Source organism: Methanolobus tindarius DSM 2278 (assembly GCF_000504205.1).
Lineage (GTDB): Archaea > Halobacteriota > Methanosarcinia > Methanosarcinales > Methanosarcinaceae > Methanolobus > Methanolobus tindarius.
The window spans coordinates 77,898-102,166 of record NZ_AZAJ01000001.1 but is presented as its reverse complement, the minus strand read 5'-3'; the positions used below and the strand labels follow the sequence as shown (position 1 = coordinate 102,166).

The window sequence follows — 24,269 nt, the reverse complement described above, 5'->3', positions numbered from 1 at the left end:
ATACAGTTCATGCAAACTCTTTTGCTGCGTATAAGAAGTGCATTTTTAACCGTTTTTCCACATATTTCACATGTGTGCATTTTCCTCTCAATGCAAATTATGGGTTCGTATGATTTAAACTTTGTTCCCGGAAAGATAGTTTTCCCTTGTGAGGAGAAAATAATGTGAGTCACTATCTTTTTTTTGAACACCGGTCTGCCATTGCATTCCGATTCGTTTTGCAAGGTTCATGGATGCAATATTTTCAGGATGGCAATAAATGCAGATCCTGTCAATATCAAGAACAAGTATCATGTATTCAATTAATTTGTCCATGGCTTCGGTTGCAAATCCATTATTCCTGTATTCAGGGTCAAGGGCATAATATATCTGTGTATCATTTGAGAAATCAACAGCAGCAAATCCACAGGACCCAATAACTTTCCCACTTTCCTTCAGGCAGATAGCCATTGCAGCAACAGGTTTTTCAGTTGTATACGAATCTATGAGCATTCGAAGAAAAGCTTCTGTTTCTTCCTGACTCGTATTTGAGGGCATATCGGTTAAACCAATAACCTCTTTATTGTTCAGGAATTGATGCAACTGTTTAAGATCGTCTTCAGTATATCTTCTAATAATGAGACGATCCGTTTCCAGCCTTTGGGGAATCCTCATGCTTTGCTATTTTCCCGACTTATACAAAAAAGTTTTGAAAAAATCCCGCAGGTTTAAAGTAAGCCGGCAATTTTCAGGAAGTTGCTGAAGAGTGTATAACCATTGTTGCTGTATTCCCCGTCCAGCTCATAAAAATCCTGCAAAAGCATGTTTCTGTCAAGCTCCATAAGTTCAGGGTCGTTGTCCAGCCAGACTTCAAACATTTCAGGTGTAAGCTCAAAATGACCCTGAATTCCATAGGCATTCTTACCTGCTTTGATTATCTGGTTTTTGCAATATTTTCCGGTACCCAGCAGTTCTATGTTATCAGTGAGATCTACTGTTTCACCGTGCAGGTGGAATATCTTCAAAGGATTTCCAAGCCCTGCAAACAGTGGATCATTTACAAATTCATCCTGAATGTTTACAGAATAATACTCTCCATCTTCGGATGTGAACCCGATTTCCCTTACTTCATTTTTGCGAATAAGAGCTCCCCGGGACTTTGCAAGAGTCTGCATTCCAAGACATATTCCAAGATAAGGAATTTCCAGGTCAATCGCCTTTTCTATCATTGCAAGTTCCTGGTGCATTTTTTCAGTTTTATCATTGGCACTGTCCGGCCCGCCAAATACAATGAGTGCAGAATAATTGTCAGGTTCAGGAAGATTATCTCCCGCATCCAGATCTACTATGTGGAAACCAATATTGTTCTCATGCAGTATTTTTTCCAGTATCCCGGGTCCTTCCCTGGTGATGTTCTTTACGATAAGCAGGGTCATGAAGACTTAGTATGCAGCATTGGGATAAATGATTTATGAATAAGTTCAGCTATGGAAAAATCACAGCAGTTGTAAAAACAGAATAATAAAAGAGTACCCTGAACAGGATTCCATATTTCGTTTTTTGCCAGGAATCCCGTTCAACGGGTCTGCATGCCCGGAAAACTCCGGTAACCACCAACCAACTTTTTACCAACCAACCAATCTATCGTACCATACGATAAGAGTAATGCCTGCACGGCTTTTTAAGTCTGATTTTTTTATATTGTAATCAAACTTATTATCTGTTTACCTTGAATTCATTATACATAAATATATCGTTTTTTCAGGATATGCTAATTCTCATAATGATGATGCAGTACTTATTATACTTATTTATTGCTGTATATTTCTGATACAGCCAGCTCAAGGGCGTTCGAATAAAAATGATAGGCTTCATCGTTAAAGCAGATTAACCTGATATCATCAAGCAAGCAACCGTTTTTCATATGTTCAAGAATAGTCTTCACGGCCAGCACAGATGCCCTGTCAACAGGAAAACCATAGGCTCCAATGCTGATTCCAGGGAATGCGATACTTTTGATGTCATATTCCTCTGCCAGCAGAAGGGAATTCCTGTAAGCTCTTACAAGAAACTCGTCCTCTTTCTGATGTCCTCCATTCCATATGGGTCCAACCGTATGTATTACCCATCTGGCAGGGAGCAGATAGCCTCCGGTAATCTTTGCTTCGCCGGTAGGACATCCTCCAAGGGTTCGGCATTCTTCCAGAAGTTTTTCTCCTGCTGCATGGTGAATGGCACCGTCAACACCTCCTCCTCCAAGCAGGGAATTGTTGGCTGCGTTTACTATTGCATCAACTTCCTGCTCAACGATATCACCCAGAATAACACTGATAGTATCATGATAGCTCATGCTAGTTCCTCATTTTATCATGTATTTGCAGATTTTACTATAAAATGAGATTATCAAGATAGTTCTTATCTTTGTTGTGTGATATATTTTATACAGAGCAGGCAGTTTATTGTAAGATCGAGGAGAATTATTTCATTATCAGTTGCAGAGTCGCATTGTAGAATTGCATTGCAGAATAGTATTGTAAGATGGCATAATAGTTGAATGGAAAATGGCAGGTAGACCTATGGATGAAATCACAGAAATCATACTTTCACATTTCAGGGAAGTCAGCAGCATACCACGATGCTCAAAGAATGAGGATAAAATTGCCATGTGGCTTAAAGGATGGGCATTGAATCATGGTTTTAGTGTAAAGTTTGATAGTGTGAACAATATTGTTATCGGAGTTCCGGGTTCAAAAGGATGCGAATACCTGCCTTCAATTGTGATACAGGGTCACATGGATATGGTCTGTGAGAAGACTCAGGAAAGTGAACATGATTTCAGCAAGGATCCGATAATTCCTGATGTGGACGGTGAGTGGCTCAGGGCACAGGGAACAACCTTGGGCGCTGACAACGGAATAGCAATAGTTATTGCACTTTCACTTGCAGAAGATAAAAGTTTACGACATCCCCCACTTGAGCTTCTATTCACAGTGGACGAGGAAACAGGTCTGACCGGGGCTAATGCTCTTACGCCTGATTTCATCTCCGGTGAAATATTGCTCAACGTAGATTCAGAGGATGAGGGTATTTTTACAGTAGGATGTGCCGGGGGTCTTAATACTAAAATTGAGATGCCACTCGTTTTTTCATCTCTGCCTGAAAAAATGCTGAGTTTCAACCTGATGGTAGATGGTCTTGCAGGCGGTCATTCAGGTGTTGATATTCATGAAGGGCGTGCAAACGCCAATAAACTAATTGCAGGTGCGCTAAGCCTGATTGCTGGCAAAATGGATCTCAGAATTCAGGATATAAATGGTGGCTCTGCTCATAATGCGATTCCACGATATGCTCAGGCAACTGTAGCTGTTCCAGCTGATAGGCAGGATGAATTATCTGCAATTGTGTCCGAATATGAAAGCAAATTGAGGTCTGAGTATTCAGAGATTGAATCCGGGATTTCCATTAGAATTGAAGAATCTCCATCTTCTCTTTCTCCTCCTATTTCTCCTTCTTCTGATTTGCAAAACGAAGGAGCAGATTCTGAAACAACAAACCGGATAATAGGACTTTTGCAGGATCTTCCACATGGAATTGCTTCAATGTCCAAAGATGTGGAAGGACTGGTTGAAACATCAAGCAATCTGGCTACTGTAAATATCAAAGGTAGAGACAAAGAGACAGGCAAAGATGAAGATGGAAAACTTATAATTGTCTCAAGCCAGCGCAGTTCCGTTGATTCTGGACTGGCAGTTCTTACTTCATCAATCGAAAAAACTGCAAAAAAATATGGTGCAGCTTATGAACATAATTCCGGTTATCCACCGTGGCAGCCAGATATGTCTTCACCTTTACTGAAACGCTGCATGGAAGTTTATTCCTCTGTTTTTGATGAAAAGGCAAAGATAGAAGTGATTCATGCAGGTCTTGAGTGTGCTGTTATCGGTTCAAAGTATGAGAATATAGATATGATATCCTTCGGACCTACAATTAAAAATCCCCACTCACCGGATGAATGTCTTTACATTCCTTCTATCAGGAAAATATGGGATTTCATGGTAGTGCTACTGGAATCTTTTACTGAAAAAGAGGAAAAGAAAAAAGGTGGAAAAGGTAAAAAGAAAGGAAAGGCTAAAAAAGGCACAAGCAGAAAGTAAGAATTGAGAAATAAGAATCTCGCAGATCCTGAAAACCTGAGTTATCCCGAAGTGTTTGGCGAAGCTGGCGTTTTCCCATGAGCCTGAACTAAATTGTCTGCATCATGTCCCGAATATTTGTAATAATCTTCTGCATAGAAGCGTAGGAATGTGCCGTCTTCGGCGGATGCTTCTTTGTTTTTTAGTTTACAGGTTGTTTTTTGGAACTGGCATCCTAAATAGTCTTTTAGGTCATTATTATAATCTATCAGTTACAATATTATTTTATGGAAGGTTTTCCAAGACCGGTACTACTGGTAAGCAGGTGTCTTGAGTTTGATAATGTGCGGTATAACGGGCAGAAGGTCAGCTCTCCTATTGTCCGGGATCTGATGCAATTTGCAGATATGAAAATAGTTTGCCCGGAAGTTGAAATTGGTCTTGGTGTCCCAAGGGAAACACTGAGGATTGTCAGGATAAACGGTGAACATAGGCTTATCCAGACAAAGGGAGGCCTCGATTTCACAGAGAGGATGAATAGTTTTGCTGAAAAGTTCCTTGATGAATTGGGAGAGGTTGATGGTTTTATTTTCAAAGGACTTTCCCCTAGCATGGGTCTTGGGAATGTGAAGGTCTATGGCAAGGCTGAAATGTCCCCGGTTGTTGAAAGGTCTTCAGGATTTTTTGCAGGACATGTTATTGACAGATATCATGGATATCCTATGGAGGAAAGTGAAAGGCTGCTTAACGTGCACATCAGGCATCATTTCCTGACAAGTCTCTACGCCTTTGCAGATTTCAGGCAAATAAAGAACCAGGGTTCTATGGACTTGCTTATGGACTTTCACAGGAAGAATGTTTTTCTTTTCATGTCATACAGTCCGCTGTTGTTAGATAAAATGTCAGGACTTATTTCAGGAACAGAAAGTGAAAAAATGGTTTTTGACGAATATACTTCGCTTTTGAAGGAGATGCTGAGAAAACCAGGTTCTGAAGTCCTGAAAATTGAAACTGCAAAGAAGATGCTTTTAACTTCCGGCGACAAAGACAATAACGAAATTCTTTTCTTTGACAATATGCTTAGGCGTTTTAGTGAAAACAGAATAAGCTGGGATGCTGTTATAGAAGTTCTCAGGATGTTTTCTTTCAGGACTCTTGGTGAAGAGTCGCATAAGGACAGGTTCCTGTATCCTTATCCCGAGGAACTGAAAGCACCTGTGGATGAAAGCAGGGGAAAAGATTACTGGGATAACGAATGGAATAAAGAGTAAAGGGTGAAATGATGAACAAATTCGAACTTGAGGTAAGTTATTGCATCGACTGCAAGAAGTGCTGGGATGTTTGTCCTGTGAATAAAGTTACAGAAGGTAACATTTACACTCCGCAGGGCAAAATTGAGAGTCTTGCAAAGATTGCTGCAGGTGAGGAACTTACACAGGAAGAATACGACAACATCTATCTTTCAACTCGCTGTGGTGCATGTGATGATGTGTGTCCGGTGAATATTCCAATCACAGACATAATCCAGTATGAAAGGCAACTACTGGCAGAGCAGGGCAGGGAGCCTGCAAAGACCACGGCAATTTCAAATAACATAATTGAGCACAACAGCCCAGGAGCCAAAGATCCTGAAAAGAGGTTTGACTGGATAACCGAAGATCTTGATATTGCAGAAAGTTCAGAAATAGCTTACATGGCAGGTTGCTGGGTCTCATACAGCCAGCCGGACATTGCCAGAGCTACAATCCGCCTGCTCAACCATGCAGGAATAAGACCAATGATACTTAAAGAAGAGAAATGCTGCGGACTTTTCCTTCTTGATAATGGTCATCTTGGAGATCTTGCAGAGCATGCTAAAAAGTTTGTTGACTATATAGAATCACTTGGGGTGAAGAAGGTAATAGCTTCATGTCCTGGTTGTTATCTGGTACTTGGTAAAGAGTACCCCAAACTCTACCGTGAACTGAATTTTGAGGTTGAGCATTCCCTTAATGTGTTTAAGGACATGATATCTGATGGCACACTCAGGCCAGAGAAGCTTGACCTGACTGTTTCTGTCAGGGATGCATGTCCCATGAGAGATTCAAAAGATGTTCCACGTAGTATTCTTGAAAGCATGGGTGTCCAGGTCAATGAACTCTTTGATGGCAAACAGGTGTGTTGCGGAGGACCAGGAGGCCTTAAACCCAACTTCCCGGAAATTGCGGACGATATTGCCATGCTGACGGTTCAGGGTTATAAGGATAAGGCGGGCATGCTGGCTTCATATTGTCCATTTTGTGTGCATCATATGGAAGGGGCCTGCAAGTCAAAGGATGAAGAAATGAAAATTAAGGATGTTTCGGTGCTGCTGGCGGAAAGTGTGTTGGGTGCGGATTTTATTAGAAAATAAAAACCTGATACTCCAGGATTTACTGTTCTTGCAGGAATCTTATTTGTTTCAATTGTTTACTTTTTGAGCAAAAGGCAGTAATTTGAATGGAGAAAAGCATTTTTAATGTTTTTTTTCTTATTTTTCCAATCATATTTTTAAATGTATTTTTTGTTTCGATGAGTCTTTATTAAATAAAATTAAATTTAACAGTCTTGCTAACTATCATTTTTTAGTTTTTCCACTTTCGATAAGATAGTATTTATATATTTGTATCATATATTATTTTATTAATCTTGCAACTGTGATTAAAAGGAGCAATAAAATGGGTCGTATATTTAATAAATTAGTACTTTTTCTAACAATTTTTTCAGTAGTATTGGCAACTCTAGCACCGGCAATGGCAACAGGTCCTTCTTATTCCGGTTTAAGTAATGTCAATATTCCAGAACAGACGGTCACGATTATTGATAGTGATGTTACTGTTACTAATTCAGATGGTACTGGATTTGGAAGCGGTTACATCGAATTCAATCTATCGAATTCAACTTCCTATGATGACCTGGGCATACAAAGTTCAGGCTCTCCAACAACAAGTGGTGCAATCTCTGTAACAGGGAGCAATGTATATGTCGGAACGGGCAGTAGTACTGTTCAGATAGGTACTATTAACTCAACATATGATGGTCAGGATGGTCAAAAACTTAGAATTGACTTTATTACCGAAAGTGGTAGTGTACCAACAAACAATGATTTTGAATCCGGAGATTTGACCGGATGGACCACAGACACATCCATCGCTACAGTTCCAAGTACTTCGGAACTTCTTGCAATAATGTACCAAACAGTGGACGGTAATCCTGATCCGGTTGGTGGTTATGATCTGGATAATACCGGCGATACAATAACCCAGGTAGCATCTATAGATACCAATGCAAATCAAGGAACATATGCCCTGAAGCTTAGCAACGCCGGAGCCCATAGTACACAAGCATATGGTTATGTTTGGGGGCCATCAGCAGTAAGTTCCAGTTTTACGGCTGATGCCGGAGATAAGATATTATTTGACTGGATGGCTACCAATGACGGTGATTGGTATGTGGCTTACGCATTACTCATAGACAACCAAAATAGTGGTAGTACCGTTTTGTTTGCAGACCAGGGTTCAACCAGCAGCTGGCAGACAGAAGAGGTAACTGTAACCCAAAATAGTAATGATTTGCAATTCAAGTTTATTGTTGGTAGTTATGATGCTTCAGGTGGACAGGCTGTTGGAGCTACTATGCGTATTGACAATATTCGTGCAATGCTTGTAACAGATAGTGTTGTTACTTCTCTGGCACGGTCTATCACTCATAATTATACCGACGGCAGTCCTTCAGGAACAGTAACATCTGGAAGAACTCTGACAATAAATGCTGAAGATGCAGACAGTGAGTTATCCTCAACTACAACCACACTTTTCGTTTATGGAGATGCTCCAGTATTCAATTCAGGTACCACCTTCACATTGTCAGAGAATGAGACAAACCAGACAATGGTATTCTATGATGCACAGGCGAATAACTCAGATGGTGGTTCGGATGATCAGGATATCACTTATTCAATCACCGGTGGAGATGGACAGTCTCTGTTTGACATCGATTCTGATGACGGTGAAGTTCGTTTGAACAGTGTTGGTGTGAACACACTGGATTATGAGGCAAAGACCAGTTATTCATTAGAAATTGAGGCTGATGACGGACAGGCTGTAAATGGTACCACAACTCATACAATCACAGTTAATGTTACAGATGTTATCTCCACTTTATCCATTGGAAATGTTAATAATATAACCTGTGACTGGGGCCGGGATTTCAACTTAAATCATTCGATTCTTGCAACAGCAGATCCTGCTAATGGGGTATCTCTGAACTACAATGTTTCATGGATTCCAGACGGCAATCAGGGCGTAGTGGATTCAGGCGACACTGAGTGGCATAATCAGACCCTTTCTAATTCAACTGTTCAGGAAATATCAGTTCTCTTGAATGGAACTTCAACTGATTCTTCTGCAGTTAATGATTCTGATATCTTCACCCTGAATATCACTAACAGGGATATCATAATCACTTCAGACCCTGAGCCTTCATACTCTGTGGATCCGGGAACCCTTGTGTGGATTAATGCCAGTGCAAAAGGTGAGTATAATGAAACATTTGTAGGTAATGCAGTTTTGACACTAAATGGTAATGCTATAGGCGATCCAAAAACTGTTACCGATGGTAATGTGAGTTTTAATACGACACGGTCTGCTGGGGGAACTTATAATTTTGCAGTTATGTTCTATAACACAAGTTATTATTACAACACTTCTACCAACAGGTCTGTTTTAACAGTTAATGTTCCTGAAGAAAGTGATTCACACAATCGTGTTTCAACAGGCCCAAGCCTGGATCCTGCAACAGTAAGTTCAACCGATACATCTGTAAAATATGTAATGGGAGGCACACCTGTAAAATTCGATCTTTCTGGTGGAGACGATCCTGTAATGGCTATAAGCTTTGATGCAAAAGATAATGAAGGTCTTATAGTTTCAAAAGTTCAGGTCTTTAAGGAACGACCATCTGATGTACCTGCACCACAAGGTAGCTCTTATTCTGTCATGAGTATCGACGTTGGTGCCAGTGGGACTATCTCCACACACAATGCTGACAACATCCAGATTCGTTTCAAAGTCAGTCGTGAATGGATAGAGGAGAATAACATTGATGTTTCTACAATACGTATGAGCAGGTATCATGGTGAACAGTGGAATGATCTGCCCACTCATCAGGAAAGAGAAGAAGGTGAGTATATCTATTTCTACGCCGAAACCCCTGGATTCTCAATCTTTGAAGTTGTAGGAGATGAGGTCGCTGAAACCACAGAACAGGTACCTGCATCAGCTCCTTCTGTTGAAGAGCTTGCAGAAGAACCTGTAGAAGAAGAAACGCCGGATACTCCAGGATTCACTGCTTTTGCAGGAATTGTGTTTGTTTCACTTGCGTTCCTGATGAGAAGAAAATAAAATAAGGTTGAAAGAGGGCTTTAAGCTCTCTACACTTTCTTTTTTTACTTTAGTTTCTTTTACATCTTATTTTATATCGTGTAAAAATCTGCCATCTGGACTTTAAGGTGTGCATGTTTTTTCTTAGATTGATATGATTAATCGCAGGTCATGAATAATTTGAATGTTCCGAAAGGTCCGGCAAAGTCGGCACTTTTCCATAAAAATAAACAAAATGATTTGCGTAATACTCAGGAATAGTTTTTGCAGGAGTTCTGTAAAATTCTCAGTTGATATGCAACATTGTTTGTCAACATTTCCTGTATGGAATCATCGAAATATGCCGTCTTCAGCGGATAATTGCTTTGTTTTAGCTCAGTGTTTTTGTGGAAAAATAGCATAAAGGCTGTATCAATCACAATCAGGATTTCTACAGAGTCAAAAATAATGTCACATATCAGATATGGTATCCGACACAAAAGCGATACACAACTCTTATCTCATCCAGTTCTTTTGAATTAAACTGAAGTTCACCAGCATTTGCTTTATACTTCAGGTCGCCAAAGTCCTTGAAAACAACTTCGCAGTTTATATTTTCAGCAAGTTTGGATTTGAAATCATCGCATTTCTTTGTAATCTCTGTGACAAGTCTTTCTGTATCCTCAGAGCTGAAGCCTTCAACACCAGAAGGAGAATAAACAACCTCTGTAGTTAGTTTTTCCCGGTCTATGAGATTCATCCAGAAACCATTCATTACAGTGTTATCAAGCATATAGTCCTTAATCTCGAAACTTTTGCTTATTACATTCTTCAAATCAGAACACCTGACAATTCCATAGATTTAAAGACTTAAAACATTTTTTGTGATATACTTTCAGGTAGATACAATAATGTATAAAAAAGAACGTTGCGGAGTGAATCTCCGCAGTGTTTCAAATCGATTTTTCTAAATTCTTCTGGAATCTTCTCATCTCTTCTTTTAATTGTCTGTTCCGGCTGCCTGTGCAGGACTTGCAAGACTGCCGCCAAGATAAGCTACGGTTCCGCATATCAGGCCAATGAAAACCGGGTGAATAAGCGGGTTACCAAAGAGCTGCCACAGGACAATTGAGCCGAAACTTGCAATGAGGCTTGCAATGAATCCAGTTGATGTACCGCGTTTCCAGTATAGTCCAAAGAATAGTGGTACGAAAACACAGCATGCAATAACTCCCATGCTTACGGACACCAGCGGCACGATAAGCTGTGGTACGTCAATTGCAAAGAAAGCCGAGACAATGATGATTATAACTCCGACAATCCTTGTAATCTTGAGAATCTTATCATCTGTTGTTTCAGGTTTGAAATACTTCAGTATGTCTGAAGTAAGGGATGTTGTTGTAACAAGTACAATTGCACTCATTGTGGACATTGCGGCTGAAATAGCTGCAAGCAGCACAATACTGTCAAATCCTGCAGGGAGAAGTGATGTTGCAAGGAATGGCACCAGTCCGTCAGGGTTAGCTATGTAAGGTGCAAGCTGTTCCTGACTGAAAGCTCCGTATGCCAGAATTCCCAGTGAGAAAATGCAGAGTGCATAAATTGTGATGGAAATAGGTCCGTAGATTCCTGCAAAACGTACAACCCTCTTGTCCTTTGCTGAGAACAGCATGATAAGCAGATCAGGAAGTGCCAGCAGTCCGAGACTTATTGCAAAGGCAGTTCCAAACGTTTTCTGCCATGGAACCATAGCTCCACCCATGTTCAGTATGTCTGCCGGGATAGCATTCCAAATATCAGCACCACCGCCACTTGAAAGAAGTCCTCCGTACAGGAATACGGCACCAACAAGCATGATAAGTCCCTGAAGGAAACTGATCCATAGAATGGCTGGCAGTCCACCGATCACATAATAGAGGGCGACAATTATGACAGCTATTATTAGTCCCTGAACATAAGTTACTCCGAGAAGTCCCTGGAAAAGATTTGCACATCCCTTGAAGATTGCAACCAGATAAACGGTGTACATCAAAAGCATTATTGCTGCAAGAAGCACCTTTCCTTTCTGTGAATTGTAGCGGCGTTCCAGAAGTTGTGGAACTGTCTTTGCATCGTACTGCTGTGAAGCTGCCCATATTTTAGGTGCAACAAGGAAGGCAATGCATGCAAATGCAACGTGGAAAAATACTGCCCAGATTACCCAGGGAAGTCCGGCAACAAGTCCGTATCCGCCGCCTCCAAGGAATGAGGCTGCACTGAAATATGCTGCCATGTATGCTATACCGATAACAGCAGGGTGTGTGATATTACGGTCAGATATCACGAATCCTGAAAATGTTCCCTGTTTGAGTTTAATTGACAACAGCAGAATTCCGATAACATACAGAACAAGAAGTATATGGTTAATCATGGTCCTGCCTCAGTACGAAAAAGAAAGTTATTCCAAGCATAACAATAACTGCTGCGATTAAATACAGATAAGGCAATGGCATTAGTTTTTCCTCCGTTCATCCAGATAACGGGGTTTGAAGTAAACTTCAGTTAAAATGTTGTGTATCAACACCAAGTATTATTCTCCTCCTTCAATGAACTTATATGTACTATAATGTGCAATAAAAAACATTAATATTTAAAAAGCTTTTGATTACTTTATGCTAAATTAAATGCAATTAAGATGGGCGGTAGCATATATCTATGATGCAGTTCATTTTTAGATGTATATACAGTATCTGTTTATGATCTTATATTTTAATCCAACATTATATGGAATTTAACTATGCCCGAAAAAACAGAACTAGAGAAGCTGGCTGATGAGTATAAAGACAGTTCTCCGCAGGAGATACTCGATTATGCCCTAAACATGTTTGGCAAGGATATTACCATTGCATTCAGTGGCGCCGAGGATGTTGTGCTCATCGACATGGCCACAAAGATAATGCCTGATGTGAGTGTCTTCTCCCTGGATACAGGTCGTCTGCATCCAGAAACGTATCGATTTTTCGATGTTGTAAGAGAACACTATAACCTCCAGCTTGAGATTTTCTTCGCTAATCGGGAGAAGACCGAGGAACTTGTCCTGAAAAAAGGTATGTTCTCATTCTACAAAGACGGACATGCTGAGTGTTGTTCTGTCAGAAAGGTGGATCCTCTCAGGCGTTCACTAAGCACAAGGGCTGCATGGATTACAGGCCAGCGTAAGGATCAGAGTCCTAACACACGTTCAACTATTCCTGTGGTAGAGTTAGATCCTGCGTTTGGGGATGGCAATCTCATAAAGTTCAATCCTCTGGCAAACTGGAGCTCAAAACAGGTATGGGACTATATCAGAGAGAACAATGTCCCTTATAATGAGCTTCATGAGAAAGGTTATGTCAGTATCGGCTGTGAACCATGTACAAGACCTGTCCTGCCGGGACAGCATGAGCGTGAAGGACGCTGGTGGTGGGAAGAGGCTACAAAGAAAGAATGTGGTCTGCATTCAGGAAACATAAAGCCTCAAAATTGAAAGAAGACAGAAGACCGGAATATCATATTAAAGGAAGATTCCAGGGAAAATTAAAAATGTCACTGAAATTACATATAAAATTATTTTTACAAATTAACGGAGGGTCTGAATGATAACTACGGAAGAATCATACCATCTTTCAAATCTGAAAACACTTGAAGCTGAAAGTATTGGTATCATCAGGGAAGTAGCTGCGGAATTCGATAACCCTGTGATGCTGTATTCCGTGGGAAAGGATTCATCGGTAATGACCCATCTTGCCATCAAAGCTTTTTACCCGAAAAAAGTACCTTTTCCGTTGTTGCATATCGATACCGGATACAAGTTTCCTGAAATGTATGAGTTCAGGGACGAATATACAAGGAAAAATGGTCTTGAACTGAGAGTTCACAGGAACGAGGGAGCCCTTGAAAGAGGAGTGAATCCCCTATCAGTTGGAACTGTTAAGTGTTGTGCCGAGCTTAAGACAAAAGCTCTTCTTGATGCATTAAAAGAAGGCGGCTATGATGCTGCATTCGGAGGTGCAAGAAGGGATGAGGAGAAATCAAGGGCAAAGGAGAGGATATATTCTTTCCGTGACAAACATGGTCAGTGGAATCCGAAAAACCAGAAGCCTGAACTCTGGAATCTCTTCAATTCAAAGATAGACCAGGGAGAATCCATAAGGGTGTTCCCACTTTCTAACTGGACAGAGCTTGATATCTGGACCTATATTTATCATGAGAAGATCGATATTGTTCCCCTCTATTTTGCGAAGGAAAGACCTGTTATCGAAAAGAACGGTCAGTTGATTCCAGTTTATACGGACGAGTATGAGGACGAGGTCAGGGATGTTATGTGTCGCTTCAGGACGCTTGGATGCCATTATTGTACAGGCGCAGTGAGATCAGAGGCTGACACTCTGGAGAGGATCATTGAGGAGATGATGGTTGCACGTCACTCCGAACGTATTACAAGGGTGATTGATCACGATCAGGATAGCTCCATGGAGCAAAAGAAGAGGGAGGGATACTTTTGAGTTCCGAATCTCTCATCGAGCAGAGTCAGAACATCGATCTTCTGCGCTTTGCTACTGCAGGTAGTGTCGATGATGGTAAATCCACTCTCATTGGCAGATTATTACATGATTCAAAATCAATATTCGAGGACCAGTTACACACTATTAAGACTTTCTCAAGAACCCACAGGAATCAGGAAATAGATTATTCACTGGTCACCGATGGTCTGAAGTCGGAAAGAGAGCAGGGAATTACTATAGATGTTGCTTACAGGTTCTTTTCCACTCCAAAGAGACGTTTCATTATAGCTGACACTCCGGGTCATGAGCAGTATACAAGGAACATGGCTACAGGTGCATCCAATGCATCCCTTGCCCTGATTCTCATTGATGCAAGGAACGGAGTTGTTACACAGACTAAAAGGCACTCATTTATCTCATCCCTGCTGGGTATCCGTAATTTTGTAATTGCTGTCAACAAGATGGATCTGGTAGACTATTCGGAAGAAGTGTTTGAGAATATTGTGAATGAATTCAATGCATTTGCCGATAAATTATCTGATGAATCTGTTTATTATATTCCAATAAGCGCGCTTGAGGGCGATAATGTCATTGAACGAAGCGAGAATATGCCCTGGTATAAGGGTTCCACATTGCTTGATTATCTGGAGAATGTGAATGTCTCCTGTGGACGTAACCTGAACGATTTCAGGTTCCCTGTCCAGTATGTGAACTGGGGAGGAGGCGATGATTTCAGAGGATATTGCGGTACAATAGCTTCAGGTGTGGTTCACAAGGGCGATAAAATAAGGGTTCTTCCATCCGGTAAGACAAGTACGGTTTCAAGGATTGTCACGTATGATGGAGACCTCGATTATGCCTTCTCTCCTATGGCAGTGACTCTTTGTCTAGAAGATGACATCGATATAAGCCGCAGTGATATGATCGCAAAAGTGGACGACCTACCAGCCATTGCAGGCAGTTTTGAGGCAAATATTGTCTGGATGGATAACACTCCCATGGAGATTGGTAAGGACTATCTTATCAAGCATACAACCAGCATGGTAAAAGGCAATTTCGAAGAAGTTATCCACGAGTTCGACCCGGATGATATCAGTATGAAGTCATCGCAATCCCTGGGACTTAACAGCATCGGTAAGGTTAAGGTTGAATTGAAGAGTCCGGTGTTTGCAGATATCTATTCAGAGAACAGGGCTACGGGTTCGTTCATAGTAATTGACCCGCATACGAATCAAACTGCTGCAGCGGGTATGGTAACAAAATACAAGCAGGTATCACCTGATAAAGGATGCAAGTCTGTAAAGGCAAGGGTAATTTCATATCCTGCTGATAAAAAAGAAGAGGCAAAGGCTAAGTATGACCGTCTTTCCATGCATGGTACACATTGCATCTATGTGGATGACGATCTACTGAAGGAAACTCTCTGTAAGGGAAAACCAGTTGATGTAGGGCAGTATTCTGAAATGATAGAGAACCTGTGTAAGATTGTTACAAAATCAGGTGTATCTGTTGTAATATGCTCGGACCACTTTAAAAGTTAAATTAAGCTAAATGCCATCTGTTCATGGTGGCATTCTTAATCTTTTTTGATTTTTTGATTAGTTCTCTAAACTCCAAAAACCCACCGTCAAAACATTTATATTTCATCAAATAAGTGCATAGGTCAACATTAATTGATTTATGCAATTCATATTCCTATATGAATATCCGTAAATTCATTTTCTAATCTTCTAATTATCTTCATTCGAGAGGAATGACATTGACCGGTAAACGTATACTAATGGGCAACGAAGCCATTGCTTTTGGAGCCATGAAAGCTGGCCTCCAGATTGCAAGCGGTTATCCTGGCACACCATCCAGTGAGGTCATGGAAACAATTATTTCACATGCAAAAAAGTACGGCATTTATGCCGAGTGGGCAACCAATGAGAAAGTAGCGCTTGAAACTGCAGTCGGTGCTGCATATTCCGGTGCCAACACTATTGTAACAATGAAACAGGTCGGTCTGAATGTAGCTTCCGACCCTCTCATGAGTCTTTCCTACATAGGCATCAAAGGTTCACTTGTAATTCTTGTTTCCGATGACCCGGGACCACATTCATCCCAGACAGAGCAGGACACAAGAGCATTCGGTCACTTTTCCAACATTCCTGTTCTTGATCCATCAACCCCACAGGAAGCCTATGACATGACAAAACTGGCCTTTAAGCTTTCACATGAGCTTGAAACTCCGGTAATTTTAAGAACTACAACAAGGGTTTCCCACGGCTGTGAGGATGTTCTCATTGAGGATATTGATCCGGTAACAAGGGACATTGAAGGTTTTGTAAAGGATACACGATGGACCATATTCCCCAAACTGACAGCCCAGCGCCATCCTCTTCTGGAAGAACTTCAGGTAAAAATGTCTGACCACTTTTCAGAGTACTTTAACGATAATACATTCAACTCGATCACAAAAGGAAGCAGCAGGATAGGAATTGCAGCTTCTGGTGTTTCCGCTCTTTATGCAAAGGAAGCAATAAAAGAGCATTCTGATGTTTTCTCCTTTTTTAAATCAGGTACAGCTTATCCTTTTCCTGAAAAAGCAGCCCTGAAATTCATGAAAGGTTTAAACGACCTGATAGTTGTTGAGGAACTTGACCCTTATATGGAAGAACAGTTTCTGCAGATAGCAGGAAAATATCATCTTAATATCAATATCCACGGAAAGAAGAACGGCTCTTTCCCTGTAAGCGGCGAGTATGATGTTGATGTTGTTACAGACAGCATTAATCGTGCACTTGAAAATATAGGTTCTGAAGATGCTGAAAGTGCTGCTGCGAGCATCAGGCTTTCTCATTCTGTAGCAGCTGTAAAACCAGAGGATATTCCAGCTCTTCCTATCCGTGCTCCTACATTATGTGCAGGTTGCATGCACCGCACAGTATTTTACGCTTTTAAGAAAACCGCTGCTAAACTGAAAAAACAGGTGGGTATTGATTCAGTATTTTCCGGTGACATCGGATGTTACACACTTGGAAATGCACTTCCTCTTAATATGGTGGACACCTGCCTCTGTATGGGTGCAGGTATAAGTGTGGCAGCAGGTCTTTCCCATACTCCTGAATTCATGCAGGGTGAGAAAGCAAAACAGGTTGCATTCATAGGTGATTCCACATTCTTCCACTCCGGTATCGCTGCTGTTGTAAGTGCTGTCTATAACAATGCTGATATTACAATTGCAGTTCTTGACAATCGAACAACTGCCATGACAGGACACCAGCCCCATCCCGGTATAGGTTTAACGGCCATGGGCTCACCTGCACAGATGATTGATATTGCAGAAGTTCTCAAAAGCTGCGGGGTAGGGATGGTCAAAACAATTGAAACTGATGACCTCGATAAGTGTATGGATATAGCCGCCGAGGCGATGGAATTCGAAGGTCCGTCTGCTGTGGTGTTCAAAGGTAAATGCGTTGCAATTTGCAAAGCAACAGGACAGTATGTTGTTGATGAGGAAAAATGTACCAACTGTAAGTTGTGCATAAACCAGCTTGGTTGTCCTGCAATATTCTCAATATCCTCAGGCATACCGGTAATACAGGACACATGCAGTGGCTGTGGTCTGTGTGCACAGATTTGTCCGTCTGGTGCAATTGTATTGAAGGAGGCCTGAAAATGAAATTCGATATTCTTATTGCAGGTGTTGGTGGCCAGGGTGTTGTATTGGCTTCCCGTTTGCTTGCTACCGCTGCCATGGATGCAGGTTTCCATGTTGCTACTGCTGAGACCATAGGAATGGCACAGAGAGAAGGGTCTGTTACCAGCCATGTAAGAATTGGCGAGGATGTTTCTGGTTCACTGATACCACAGGGAAAAGCAGACCTGCTTATTGGTCTTGAACCTGCAGAGGCTGCAAGGAACAGTATTTTCCTCGGCAAAGATGGTAATATGGTTGTCAATGAGCATGCTATAATGCCTTCAACACAGGGTTGCGATGAATATGACCCGGAGAAAATACTGGAGTTCCTGAAAAAGAGTTGTCCACAAACAATTACTGCTGATTTCACTGGACTTGCAAAGGATGCTGGAACATACAAGGCTGCTAATGTTGCCATGATAGCAGCATCTGCAGGTGCTGGTCTTTTACCATTCTCCGAAGAATATCTGTGGGGTGTGCTTGAGAAGATGATCCCTGAGAAGTACAGGGAAGTTAACCGCAGGGTTTTTGATAAGGCTATTGAAAGTGTTTCAGGAAAATCAGAGAAATCCTCCAAAGAAGCAAATAAGGACAAATGATCACAGGGTGAGTTGAATGTGTAACTGTCACGATAACAACAGCAAGAAGCTTGCAGATAAAGAGAACGATGATGCTGATTACCGCAATCTCTGTGACTATGATACATCCGTGGAAACAAGAACTGCCAGTCTCATGGACCTTCTGAAAAGAGTAATCGAAGGCAGTCCATTTTACAAGAAAAAGTTTGCAGAAGCCGGTGTTGATATTAGCGAGATTAACTCGCTTGAAGATATCAGCAAGCTTCCTTTCACCACAAAAGAAGAACTCAGGGATGCCTATCCATTGGGATTACAAGCTGTTCCAGATGAGGAAGTCGTGAGGATACATTCATCTTCAGGGACAACCGGAAGCCCGGTAATTATTCCTTACACAAAAGGGGATGTAGAAGTCTGGGCTGACATGATGATGCGCTGCTATAAGATGGCAGGGCTCACAAATATGGACAGGATACAGATAACTCCTGGTTATGGATTATGGACTGCAGGAATCGGATTTCAGGCAGGTGCGGAACTTCTGGGTGCAATGGCTGTACCTATGGGTCCGGGAAACACTGAAAAGCAACTCCAGATGATGCAGGACCTCAAATCCACAGCTCTTGCAAGCACTTCATCCTATGCTCTCCTGCTTGCTGAAGAGATTACAAAAAGAGGGCTGAAAGATAAGATTCACCTGACCACAGGTATTATAGGTTCAGAACGCTGGAGTCCTAAGATGAGGGCCCGTATTGAGAATGAACTGGGAATTGATACATATGATATCTTCGGCCTCACCGAGATATACGGTCCCGGAATTGCTCTTGATTGCTCACTACATGATGGTCTTCATTATTGGTCTGACCATCTGCTCTTTGAGATCATAGACCCTGTAACCGGGGAAACTCTGCCGGATGGAACTCTTGGTGAGCTGGTTATCACCACGCTTACAAAGGAAGGTGCACCGCTCATACGTTACAGGACAAGAGATCTGACTCGTATCTATCCGGAACCTTGCAAATGCGGATGTCCTTTCCCGCGTATTGACCGCCTTCTTGGTCGTACTGATGACCGCATCAAGATCAAGGCTGTGAATGTCTACCCCGGACAGATAGAGGATGTAATCATGAGGGTGGAAGGTGTGAGCAGTGAATACCAGATTATCCTTGAAAGAGAAGGTGGAAGGGACAGTATGCTCTTCAGGGTTGAGATAGAGAATGCTGATGATCCTGAGGTCAATAAACAAAGATCAAAACAGATGAACAAGGCTTTCCATGATTTCATCGGTGTAAGCGTTGATGTGGAATGTGTTCCGATAGGAGCATTGCCACGTAGTGAAAAGAAGAGTAAGAGAGTTATTGATAATAGGGAGATGTGAAATCACATCACTCTTTATTAACACAGTTCTTACCTTAATCTTTAATTTTTCTTCTGTTAGTTTTTCCACTGAGTTTCATGAACACAGTTCTGCACACATACAAAAATAATTATGCTATAATATGTGTTTATATCTGATGTATTACTCATTAACTAATCAAAAAAATAATTTCAAATTAGAATATATAAGGCATGTAGCATGAAAAAAAGAAAAACCATTTTTTTGGCCATGGTTCTATTTTTATTAGTACAGTTATCTGGTTTTAGCAGTGGATATACTATGAATTCTACTTCAGATAATCCTCCTGAACAACTTCAAATTCCTGATTATGGTCAATATATTTTGAATGATCTGGAGAATGATTCCTCTGTTATTGCTGTAATGGGAGAAATTCCTGAGATTAAACAAGATGAGAAAAAAGAAGAATGGTTACAGCAACTTGATAGATGTATAAATCAGTCATCAAATGAACTCCATCTTCAAATGAAAGAAAATGGTGGTCTACTTCTTGGTTATGGATATCATATCTATGGATATATTGTCATAGATATAGATAGTGATCAAAAAGAAAGAGTTGATGATGATGTTATCAATGATTTGTATATGATGGTTAATACTAATTGGATAAATCAAAGTGTATCTAATGTTCCTGTTGTTTTTAGGTGGAGTATAACAAAAAATGATGATGCGGTAGATGATAGTATTGAATTAGACCCTGTTGATTCTGGAATGATAGTAGGGGAAGAGATCAATCAAACTAACAATACTAATTTGTTAGGTGGAGATGAGAATATAACAAATGAAACAGGAATTGATGATATTTCTTCAAAAACTACGCCTGGATTCACCTTATTTCTTTTAATATTGTGCTTATGCTTTGTTATTTTATTAAATTCATAACAATGAATTGCAAATTAGACTGATAGCCTGGTAAATCTATATGAGGCTAAAAAACAAAAGATAAAATAGTGGTATTAGCTACATCACTCTTTATCCACAAGCACTGCATTGGTGATAACCACCTTTGCAGTGTACTCATCCCTCTCGATGACTTCCATTTCACGAATCTCTATTTTTTTGTGATACATCGGTCCGTCAGTTACAAAGCTCTCAAACTCGCCGCCTTCACCGGCAACATTGAGTCCTATCTTCTCGTTGAGCCTGACAAGTTTCTCGATGTCTTTTTCACTGATTATACGCCCGACCCAGCTTTTGTTAAGGCCATACGCAGCTACGCTGCTGAATATGAATTCGAATCCAAGGTCAAGGAGTTGGTACATCTCTTTTTCCTGATCAATGTGCCACAGTGGTGAAAAAGCTTTGAGTCCTAGTTCATCGCAAACCTTCTCGATCCTCTCACGCTGGTAATTTGAATAAAGAGCTCCTGTGATAACTCCTTCAATACCGTACTCATCCTTTGCACGGATAATGGCATTTTTCATGTCATCGAGTTCTTTCTCTTTTTCTCCCTTTGTGAGTTCTTCGATGAGTGGGAGTTCCATTGCTTCTGCCTGAAGGCGTACAAGGTCAATATTAGGAGTGTGGAACATGTATGAATCAAGGTTCTGGCTCTTGATTGTAATAAGGCACTCAATTGAGTAGTTTTGCTGTTGCATCACATGCATAGCATAGTTGCTGTCCTTACCTGAGCTGAAAAGCACACCAAGTTTGAGGTTTGGCTGTCCGTAGAACTGCTTCAGGTATTCAGTCTTTGTTTTGCATCCTGCTTTCTTTGCAAGTTTCCCGATGGCCTTGTCAAAGCGACTTCCATACTGAGCTGCCTGTTTCCTGCGCTGGCTGACCTCGGCAGGAATACCAATCTCCTCAGCAAGCATGCGCAGTATGAGTTTATTCTGTTCTTCATTTATTTTATATTCAGGTGGGATTTTCAGGCAATAGGCCACAAACCTTTTGTCAAGATAAGGAACACGCAGCTCGATATTGTTGTTCATTGAAACGACATCATCCCGATAGGTGTTTTTTTCGTAGATTTTCAGCACATCAGCATAGCAGTCCCTGCTTATGTCCGTAGAACGCTTATGGCGGTCATAACCTGCGAATATCTCATCGGCTCCTGAACCAGAGAACATTACACGGATGCCATCTTCCCTTGCAGCTACACATGCTGCATACATTGTGAGAGCAACGCCAACTTTTGGGACGTTACTATCTTCAACAAGAGGGACAACATCTTTGAGATATTCCTCAACTTCATCAAGATCAATAATTTTGATTTTCAGGTCAAGTCCCAGTTCATAAGCCATCTTCTTTGCGTATTCTACATCCGGTGGAAGCTGTACTCCTGCAAGACCTGCAGTGTAGCATGTAAAATCAATTCCCGGATTTTTACCCATAAGTTTGCACAGACAGGCGATTATTGTGGAGTCAAGTCCTCCTGAGAACAGGATTCCGAATTTCTCTTCGGGCATCCGTATGGATATTGAATCTTCCAGTTTCTCAAGCATTACTTTTTCAAGTTCTGCCATGCTGCCTTCGTGCTCAGGTATAATAGAGAAGAATTCCCTGTTGAATTTTTCAAGGCTTCCGGTTTTGATGTTGTAAGCCAGTATCTCTCTTGGATTTAGTTCCTTGATATCGGCAAATCCATTTCTTGCAAGTGCTTTTTTCTCAGAGCAAAATGCAAAGCCATCAGAATTACTGTACCAGAGTGGCTTAAGGCCAACAATGTCCCTTGCAATGTAAACTGTATCATCCAGCCAGTAGGCGATTGCATAGACACCAATTACCTCACGGAGCACATCGTCTATGAGCTGCATCATTTCGGTTTCACGGTTTTCGGCTTTCTTCTCGATAAGCTGGATCAGCAGGTCAGTGTCATTTTTGGCTTTGATATCATATTTCTCTGCGAGCTCTTTCCAGTTGTATATCTCACAGTTGGCAGCTATTTTTCCCTTATAAACAAGAGGCTGCAGAACAAAGTTAACCATGGAGTGCAGTCTGTGTCCCATTACGTTTCTCTCAGGGATTTCACTATCTATACTAAGTGAATCGACATCCTCTGCACGGAAAACGTTTTCATTGGTGCAGATTCCAATTCCGTCAAGTCCTCTGTTCTTTGTAATTTCAAGGGAACTCAGAGCATGTTCCAGTGAATTATCATTATTAAAAAAGCCTGTAATTGAGCACATATTCTGATCGGTGACCTGTTTTTAGTTCAAAGAAGCGTTGAAGTCTGATAAATGCTTTGAGTACAGTGGTTTGAATTATAAATAAAGATAAAAATCATAAAAAATGAAAAGAGAGGACCATTTGACAAAATGAATCGAATTGATTTGAAATTAAAAATGGAAGGATAAAGGAAGATGTGTTCAGGGCTTACATTCCAGAGCAACACGTTCTTCGGGTGAAAGTGAGATATAGAATCTCAGAATATCATCAGGGTTCATGTCAAGTCCAAGGTTGTATCCGTTGGCTCTTCCGGCCCTGAGGAAGGTTTCTTCTTTTTCATGCTTTCTGAGCATTAGATCCTGAACCTCTTCGTTGCTGAGCTTTGACATGTCAACTTTCCTGAGAAGACCTATGAGCAGGAAATTGTTTTCTATACGGTCGTAATAGCTCTCTGTCTGGTTTTCTGCCTTCTTTTCAGGCTCGAACAGATATGCTGTTTCTCCATTAGAGTCCGTGTAGGCAAGTGATATATTCCTAAGTACCAGCTTTCCGTTCTCGCATACCAGAATCTTGCGTTCGGTCTTCATTTATTTTCCTCGTTTTGTTTTTAGCAGAACGGGTACAAAACCCCAGGTATTTTCACAAATTGATATTTCCTATCCTGCGAAATTACTAACTGCAATTGATGCTTTCTCAATTTGATATTTAACGTTTTCTCTACTATTCTGTCTAATGAGCATCATTATTATGATATGCCATATTTGGAATGTTGGCATTAGTTACATAAAATGCAACAGATAAAATAGAATGAGATTGTAAATAGTTACAACAGTTGCAGGACAGAGGCATATAATGTTCAGTGAACTCAAAGATACTATCAGGTCATCGATATTACCGCTAGTGAAATGGATACCGCTATCTCCAAACTCTCTCACCATCATTGGTCTTCTTATAAGCATCTGGGCGGCTGTTGTTTTTGCCACAGGCAACATGATAGCAGGAGCTTTACTAATACTCTTCAGCGGTTTCTTTGACATGATAGACGGTGCCGTTGCCAGGGCAAAGAATCGTATGTCAGTATTCGGAGCGGTTCTGGATTCCGTTTGTGACAGGTATGCAGATGCAATTGTATTTGCAGGAATCATTTATGGTTCCGTTACCGGCACTATCGTCCAACCCAGCTTGTTCTCAGTGCCAATGTGGTTCTGGGTTATTTTTGCCGTCATTGGATCATACATGGTGAGTTACGTGCGTTCCAGAGCAGAAAGCGCAGGTGTAAGTTCAATGAATATCGGTATAGCCGAAAGACCTGAACGCATGATTATCCTTGTATTAGGTTCACTTAGTGGATATCTTGTCGAATCCATTGTCCTGATAGTTATTCTTACACACATAACAATGGTGCAGCGTTTGCTCTATGCAAAAAAAGAGCTTTCATGATTTTTTTTGTGATGATTTTATTATTGTTTATTATTGTTGTTTTTATTTTTGTATT

At 41.0% G+C, this 24,269-nt stretch carries 19 protein-coding genes; 12 read left to right on the top strand and 7 right to left on the bottom strand.

Annotated elements, in window-relative coordinates; translation table 11 throughout:
* Positions 1 to 114: 114 nt before the first annotated feature.
* The 3 genes from METTI_RS00445 to METTI_RS00435 all read right to left on the bottom strand — a co-directional run bounded on the left by METTI_RS00445 (position 115) and on the right by METTI_RS00435 (position 2,329).
* On the bottom strand, positions 115 to 654 hold the full coding sequence (locus tag METTI_RS00445; protein ID WP_023843828.1) for a GNAT family N-acetyltransferase: 540 nt from the start codon (positions 652 to 654) through the stop codon (positions 115 to 117).
* A 53-nt stretch (positions 655 to 707) separates the two neighbouring features.
* Positions 708 to 1,415, bottom strand: coding sequence for a type 1 glutamine amidotransferase (locus METTI_RS00440; protein ID WP_023843827.1), 708 nt, complete (start codon positions 1,413 to 1,415; stop codon positions 708 to 710).
* 371 nt (positions 1,416 to 1,786) lie between these two features.
* Positions 1,787 to 2,329, bottom strand: a complete 543-nt coding sequence (locus tag METTI_RS00435) for an O-acetyl-ADP-ribose deacetylase (protein WP_023843826.1) — start codon at positions 2,327 to 2,329, stop codon at positions 1,787 to 1,789.
* A gap of 226 nt (positions 2,330 to 2,555) precedes the next feature.
* Here METTI_RS00435 and METTI_RS00430 point away from each other — a divergent pair, with 226 nt between their 5' ends.
* The 4 genes from METTI_RS00430 (at position 2,556) to METTI_RS00415 (ending at position 9,532) form a co-directional block, all read left to right on the top strand.
* Complete coding sequence (locus METTI_RS00430; protein ID WP_023843825.1) at positions 2,556 to 4,133, top strand: aminoacyl-histidine dipeptidase; 1,578 nt, start codon at positions 2,556 to 2,558, stop codon at positions 4,131 to 4,133.
* Positions 4,134 to 4,399: 266 nt separating this feature from the next.
* Positions 4,400 to 5,383, top strand: coding sequence for a YbgA family protein (locus METTI_RS00425; protein WP_023843824.1), 984 nt, complete (start codon positions 4,400 to 4,402; stop codon positions 5,381 to 5,383).
* A gap of 11 nt (positions 5,384 to 5,394) precedes the next feature.
* A complete protein-coding gene (locus METTI_RS00420) occupies positions 5,395 to 6,504 on the top strand; it encodes a (Fe-S)-binding protein (RefSeq protein ID WP_048134965.1) in 1,110 nt (369 codons plus the stop codon).
* 358 nt (positions 6,505 to 6,862) lie between these two features.
* Positions 6,863 to 9,532 (top strand): PGF-pre-PGF domain-containing protein, encoded by a 2,670-nt coding sequence (locus METTI_RS00415; protein WP_169729084.1) that lies wholly within the window; start codon positions 6,863 to 6,865, stop codon positions 9,530 to 9,532.
* Between the two features lie 436 nt (positions 9,533 to 9,968).
* On the opposite strand, the gene METTI_RS00410 is transcribed toward METTI_RS00415, so the two are convergent.
* Together METTI_RS00410 and METTI_RS00405 are read right to left on the bottom strand one after the other, a co-directional pair.
* A complete protein-coding gene (locus METTI_RS00410) occupies positions 9,969 to 10,325 on the bottom strand; it encodes a hypothetical protein (protein WP_023843821.1) in 357 nt (118 codons plus the stop codon).
* Between the two features lie 165 nt (positions 10,326 to 10,490).
* Positions 10,491 to 11,900, bottom strand: a complete 1,410-nt coding sequence (locus tag METTI_RS00405) for a sodium:solute symporter family protein (protein WP_023843820.1) — start codon at positions 11,898 to 11,900, stop codon at positions 10,491 to 10,493.
* A 366-nt stretch (positions 11,901 to 12,266) separates the two neighbouring features.
* Here METTI_RS00405 and METTI_RS00400 point away from each other — a divergent pair, with 366 nt between their 5' ends.
* The 7 genes from METTI_RS00400 (at position 12,267) to METTI_RS00370 (ending at position 20,545) form a co-directional block, all read left to right on the top strand.
* Complete coding sequence (locus tag METTI_RS00400) at positions 12,267 to 12,995, top strand: phosphoadenylyl-sulfate reductase (RefSeq protein ID WP_023843819.1); 729 nt, start codon at positions 12,267 to 12,269, stop codon at positions 12,993 to 12,995.
* Between the two features lie 109 nt (positions 12,996 to 13,104).
* Positions 13,105 to 14,013, top strand: coding sequence for a sulfate adenylyltransferase subunit CysD (cysD, locus tag METTI_RS00395; RefSeq protein ID WP_023843818.1), 909 nt, complete (start codon positions 13,105 to 13,107; stop codon positions 14,011 to 14,013).
* A complete protein-coding gene (cysN, locus tag METTI_RS00390) occupies positions 14,010 to 15,554 on the top strand; it encodes a sulfate adenylyltransferase subunit CysN (protein WP_023843817.1) in 1,545 nt (514 codons plus the stop codon). The genes cysD and cysN overlap by 4 nt, the downstream gene beginning before the upstream one ends.
* A 212-nt stretch (positions 15,555 to 15,766) precedes the next feature.
* Positions 15,767 to 17,671 (top strand): indolepyruvate ferredoxin oxidoreductase subunit alpha, encoded by a 1,905-nt coding sequence (iorA, locus tag METTI_RS00385; RefSeq protein WP_245596046.1) that lies wholly within the window; start codon positions 15,767 to 15,769, stop codon positions 17,669 to 17,671.
* Positions 17,672 to 17,673: 2 nt separating this feature from the next.
* Complete coding sequence (locus tag METTI_RS00380; RefSeq protein ID WP_023843815.1) at positions 17,674 to 18,294, top strand: indolepyruvate oxidoreductase subunit beta; 621 nt, start codon at positions 17,674 to 17,676, stop codon at positions 18,292 to 18,294.
* A 16-nt stretch (positions 18,295 to 18,310) separates the two neighbouring features.
* On the top strand, positions 18,311 to 19,645 hold the full coding sequence (locus tag METTI_RS00375) for a phenylacetate--CoA ligase family protein (protein ID WP_023843814.1): 1,335 nt from the start codon (positions 18,311 to 18,313) through the stop codon (positions 19,643 to 19,645).
* A 198-nt stretch (positions 19,646 to 19,843) separates the two neighbouring features.
* Positions 19,844 to 20,545 (top strand): hypothetical protein, encoded by a 702-nt coding sequence (locus METTI_RS00370; RefSeq protein WP_023843813.1) that lies wholly within the window; start codon positions 19,844 to 19,846, stop codon positions 20,543 to 20,545.
* Between the two features lie 83 nt (positions 20,546 to 20,628).
* Here METTI_RS00370 and METTI_RS00365 read toward each other — a convergent pair whose 3' ends face one another.
* Both METTI_RS00365 and METTI_RS00360 read right to left on the bottom strand, forming a co-directional pair.
* On the bottom strand, positions 20,629 to 22,794 hold the full coding sequence (locus METTI_RS00365) for a diphthine--ammonia ligase (RefSeq protein WP_023843812.1): 2,166 nt from the start codon (positions 22,792 to 22,794) through the stop codon (positions 20,629 to 20,631).
* A 180-nt stretch (positions 22,795 to 22,974) separates the two neighbouring features.
* Positions 22,975 to 23,361 (bottom strand): hypothetical protein, encoded by a 387-nt coding sequence (locus METTI_RS00360; protein ID WP_023843811.1) that lies wholly within the window; start codon positions 23,359 to 23,361, stop codon positions 22,975 to 22,977.
* 265 nt (positions 23,362 to 23,626) lie between these two features.
* Here METTI_RS00360 and METTI_RS00355 point away from each other — a divergent pair, with 265 nt between their 5' ends.
* Positions 23,627 to 24,214 carry a CDP-alcohol phosphatidyltransferase family protein gene (locus tag METTI_RS00355; RefSeq protein ID WP_023843810.1) on the top strand — a complete coding sequence of 196 codons (588 nt, stop codon included), beginning with the start codon at positions 23,627 to 23,629 and terminating at the stop codon, positions 24,212 to 24,214.
* Positions 24,215 to 24,269 lie beyond the last annotated feature (55 nt).

Excerpts from the sequence above, each read along its gene's own strand:
- METTI_RS00375 (WP_023843814.1), top strand. The coding sequence starts at position 18,311 with ATGTGTAACTGTCACGATAACAACAGCAAGAAGCTTGCAGATAAAGAG.
- METTI_RS00360 (WP_023843811.1), bottom strand. The coding sequence starts at position 23,361 with ATGAAGACCGAACGCAAGATTCTGGTATGCGAGAACGGAAAGCTGGTA.
- METTI_RS00435 (WP_023843826.1), bottom strand. The coding sequence starts at position 2,329 with ATGAGCTATCATGATACTATCAGTGTTATTCTGGGTGATATCGTTGAG.
- METTI_RS00430 (WP_023843825.1), top strand. The coding sequence starts at position 2,556 with ATGGATGAAATCACAGAAATCATACTTTCACATTTCAGGGAAGTCAGC.
- METTI_RS00370 (WP_023843813.1), top strand. The coding sequence starts at position 19,844 with ATGAAAAAAAGAAAAACCATTTTTTTGGCCATGGTTCTATTTTTATTA.
- METTI_RS00380 (WP_023843815.1), top strand. The coding sequence starts at position 17,674 with ATGAAATTCGATATTCTTATTGCAGGTGTTGGTGGCCAGGGTGTTGTA.
- METTI_RS00425 (WP_023843824.1), top strand. The coding sequence starts at position 4,400 with ATGGAAGGTTTTCCAAGACCGGTACTACTGGTAAGCAGGTGTCTTGAG.
- iorA (WP_245596046.1), top strand. The coding sequence starts at position 15,767 with ATGACATTGACCGGTAAACGTATACTAATGGGCAACGAAGCCATTGCT.
- cysD (WP_023843818.1), top strand. The coding sequence starts at position 13,105 with ATGATAACTACGGAAGAATCATACCATCTTTCAAATCTGAAAACACTT.
- METTI_RS00400 (WP_023843819.1), top strand. The coding sequence starts at position 12,267 with ATGCCCGAAAAAACAGAACTAGAGAAGCTGGCTGATGAGTATAAAGAC.
- METTI_RS00420 (WP_048134965.1), top strand. The coding sequence starts at position 5,395 with ATGAACAAATTCGAACTTGAGGTAAGTTATTGCATCGACTGCAAGAAG.
- METTI_RS00405 (WP_023843820.1), bottom strand. The coding sequence starts at position 11,900 with ATGATTAACCATATACTTCTTGTTCTGTATGTTATCGGAATTCTGCTG.
- METTI_RS00365 (WP_023843812.1), bottom strand. The coding sequence starts at position 22,794 with ATGTGCTCAATTACAGGCTTTTTTAATAATGATAATTCACTGGAACAT.
- METTI_RS00355 (WP_023843810.1), top strand. The coding sequence starts at position 23,627 with ATGTTCAGTGAACTCAAAGATACTATCAGGTCATCGATATTACCGCTA.
- METTI_RS00445 (WP_023843828.1), bottom strand. The coding sequence starts at position 654 with ATGAGGATTCCCCAAAGGCTGGAAACGGATCGTCTCATTATTAGAAGA.
- METTI_RS00440 (WP_023843827.1), bottom strand. The coding sequence starts at position 1,415 with ATGACCCTGCTTATCGTAAAGAACATCACCAGGGAAGGACCCGGGATA.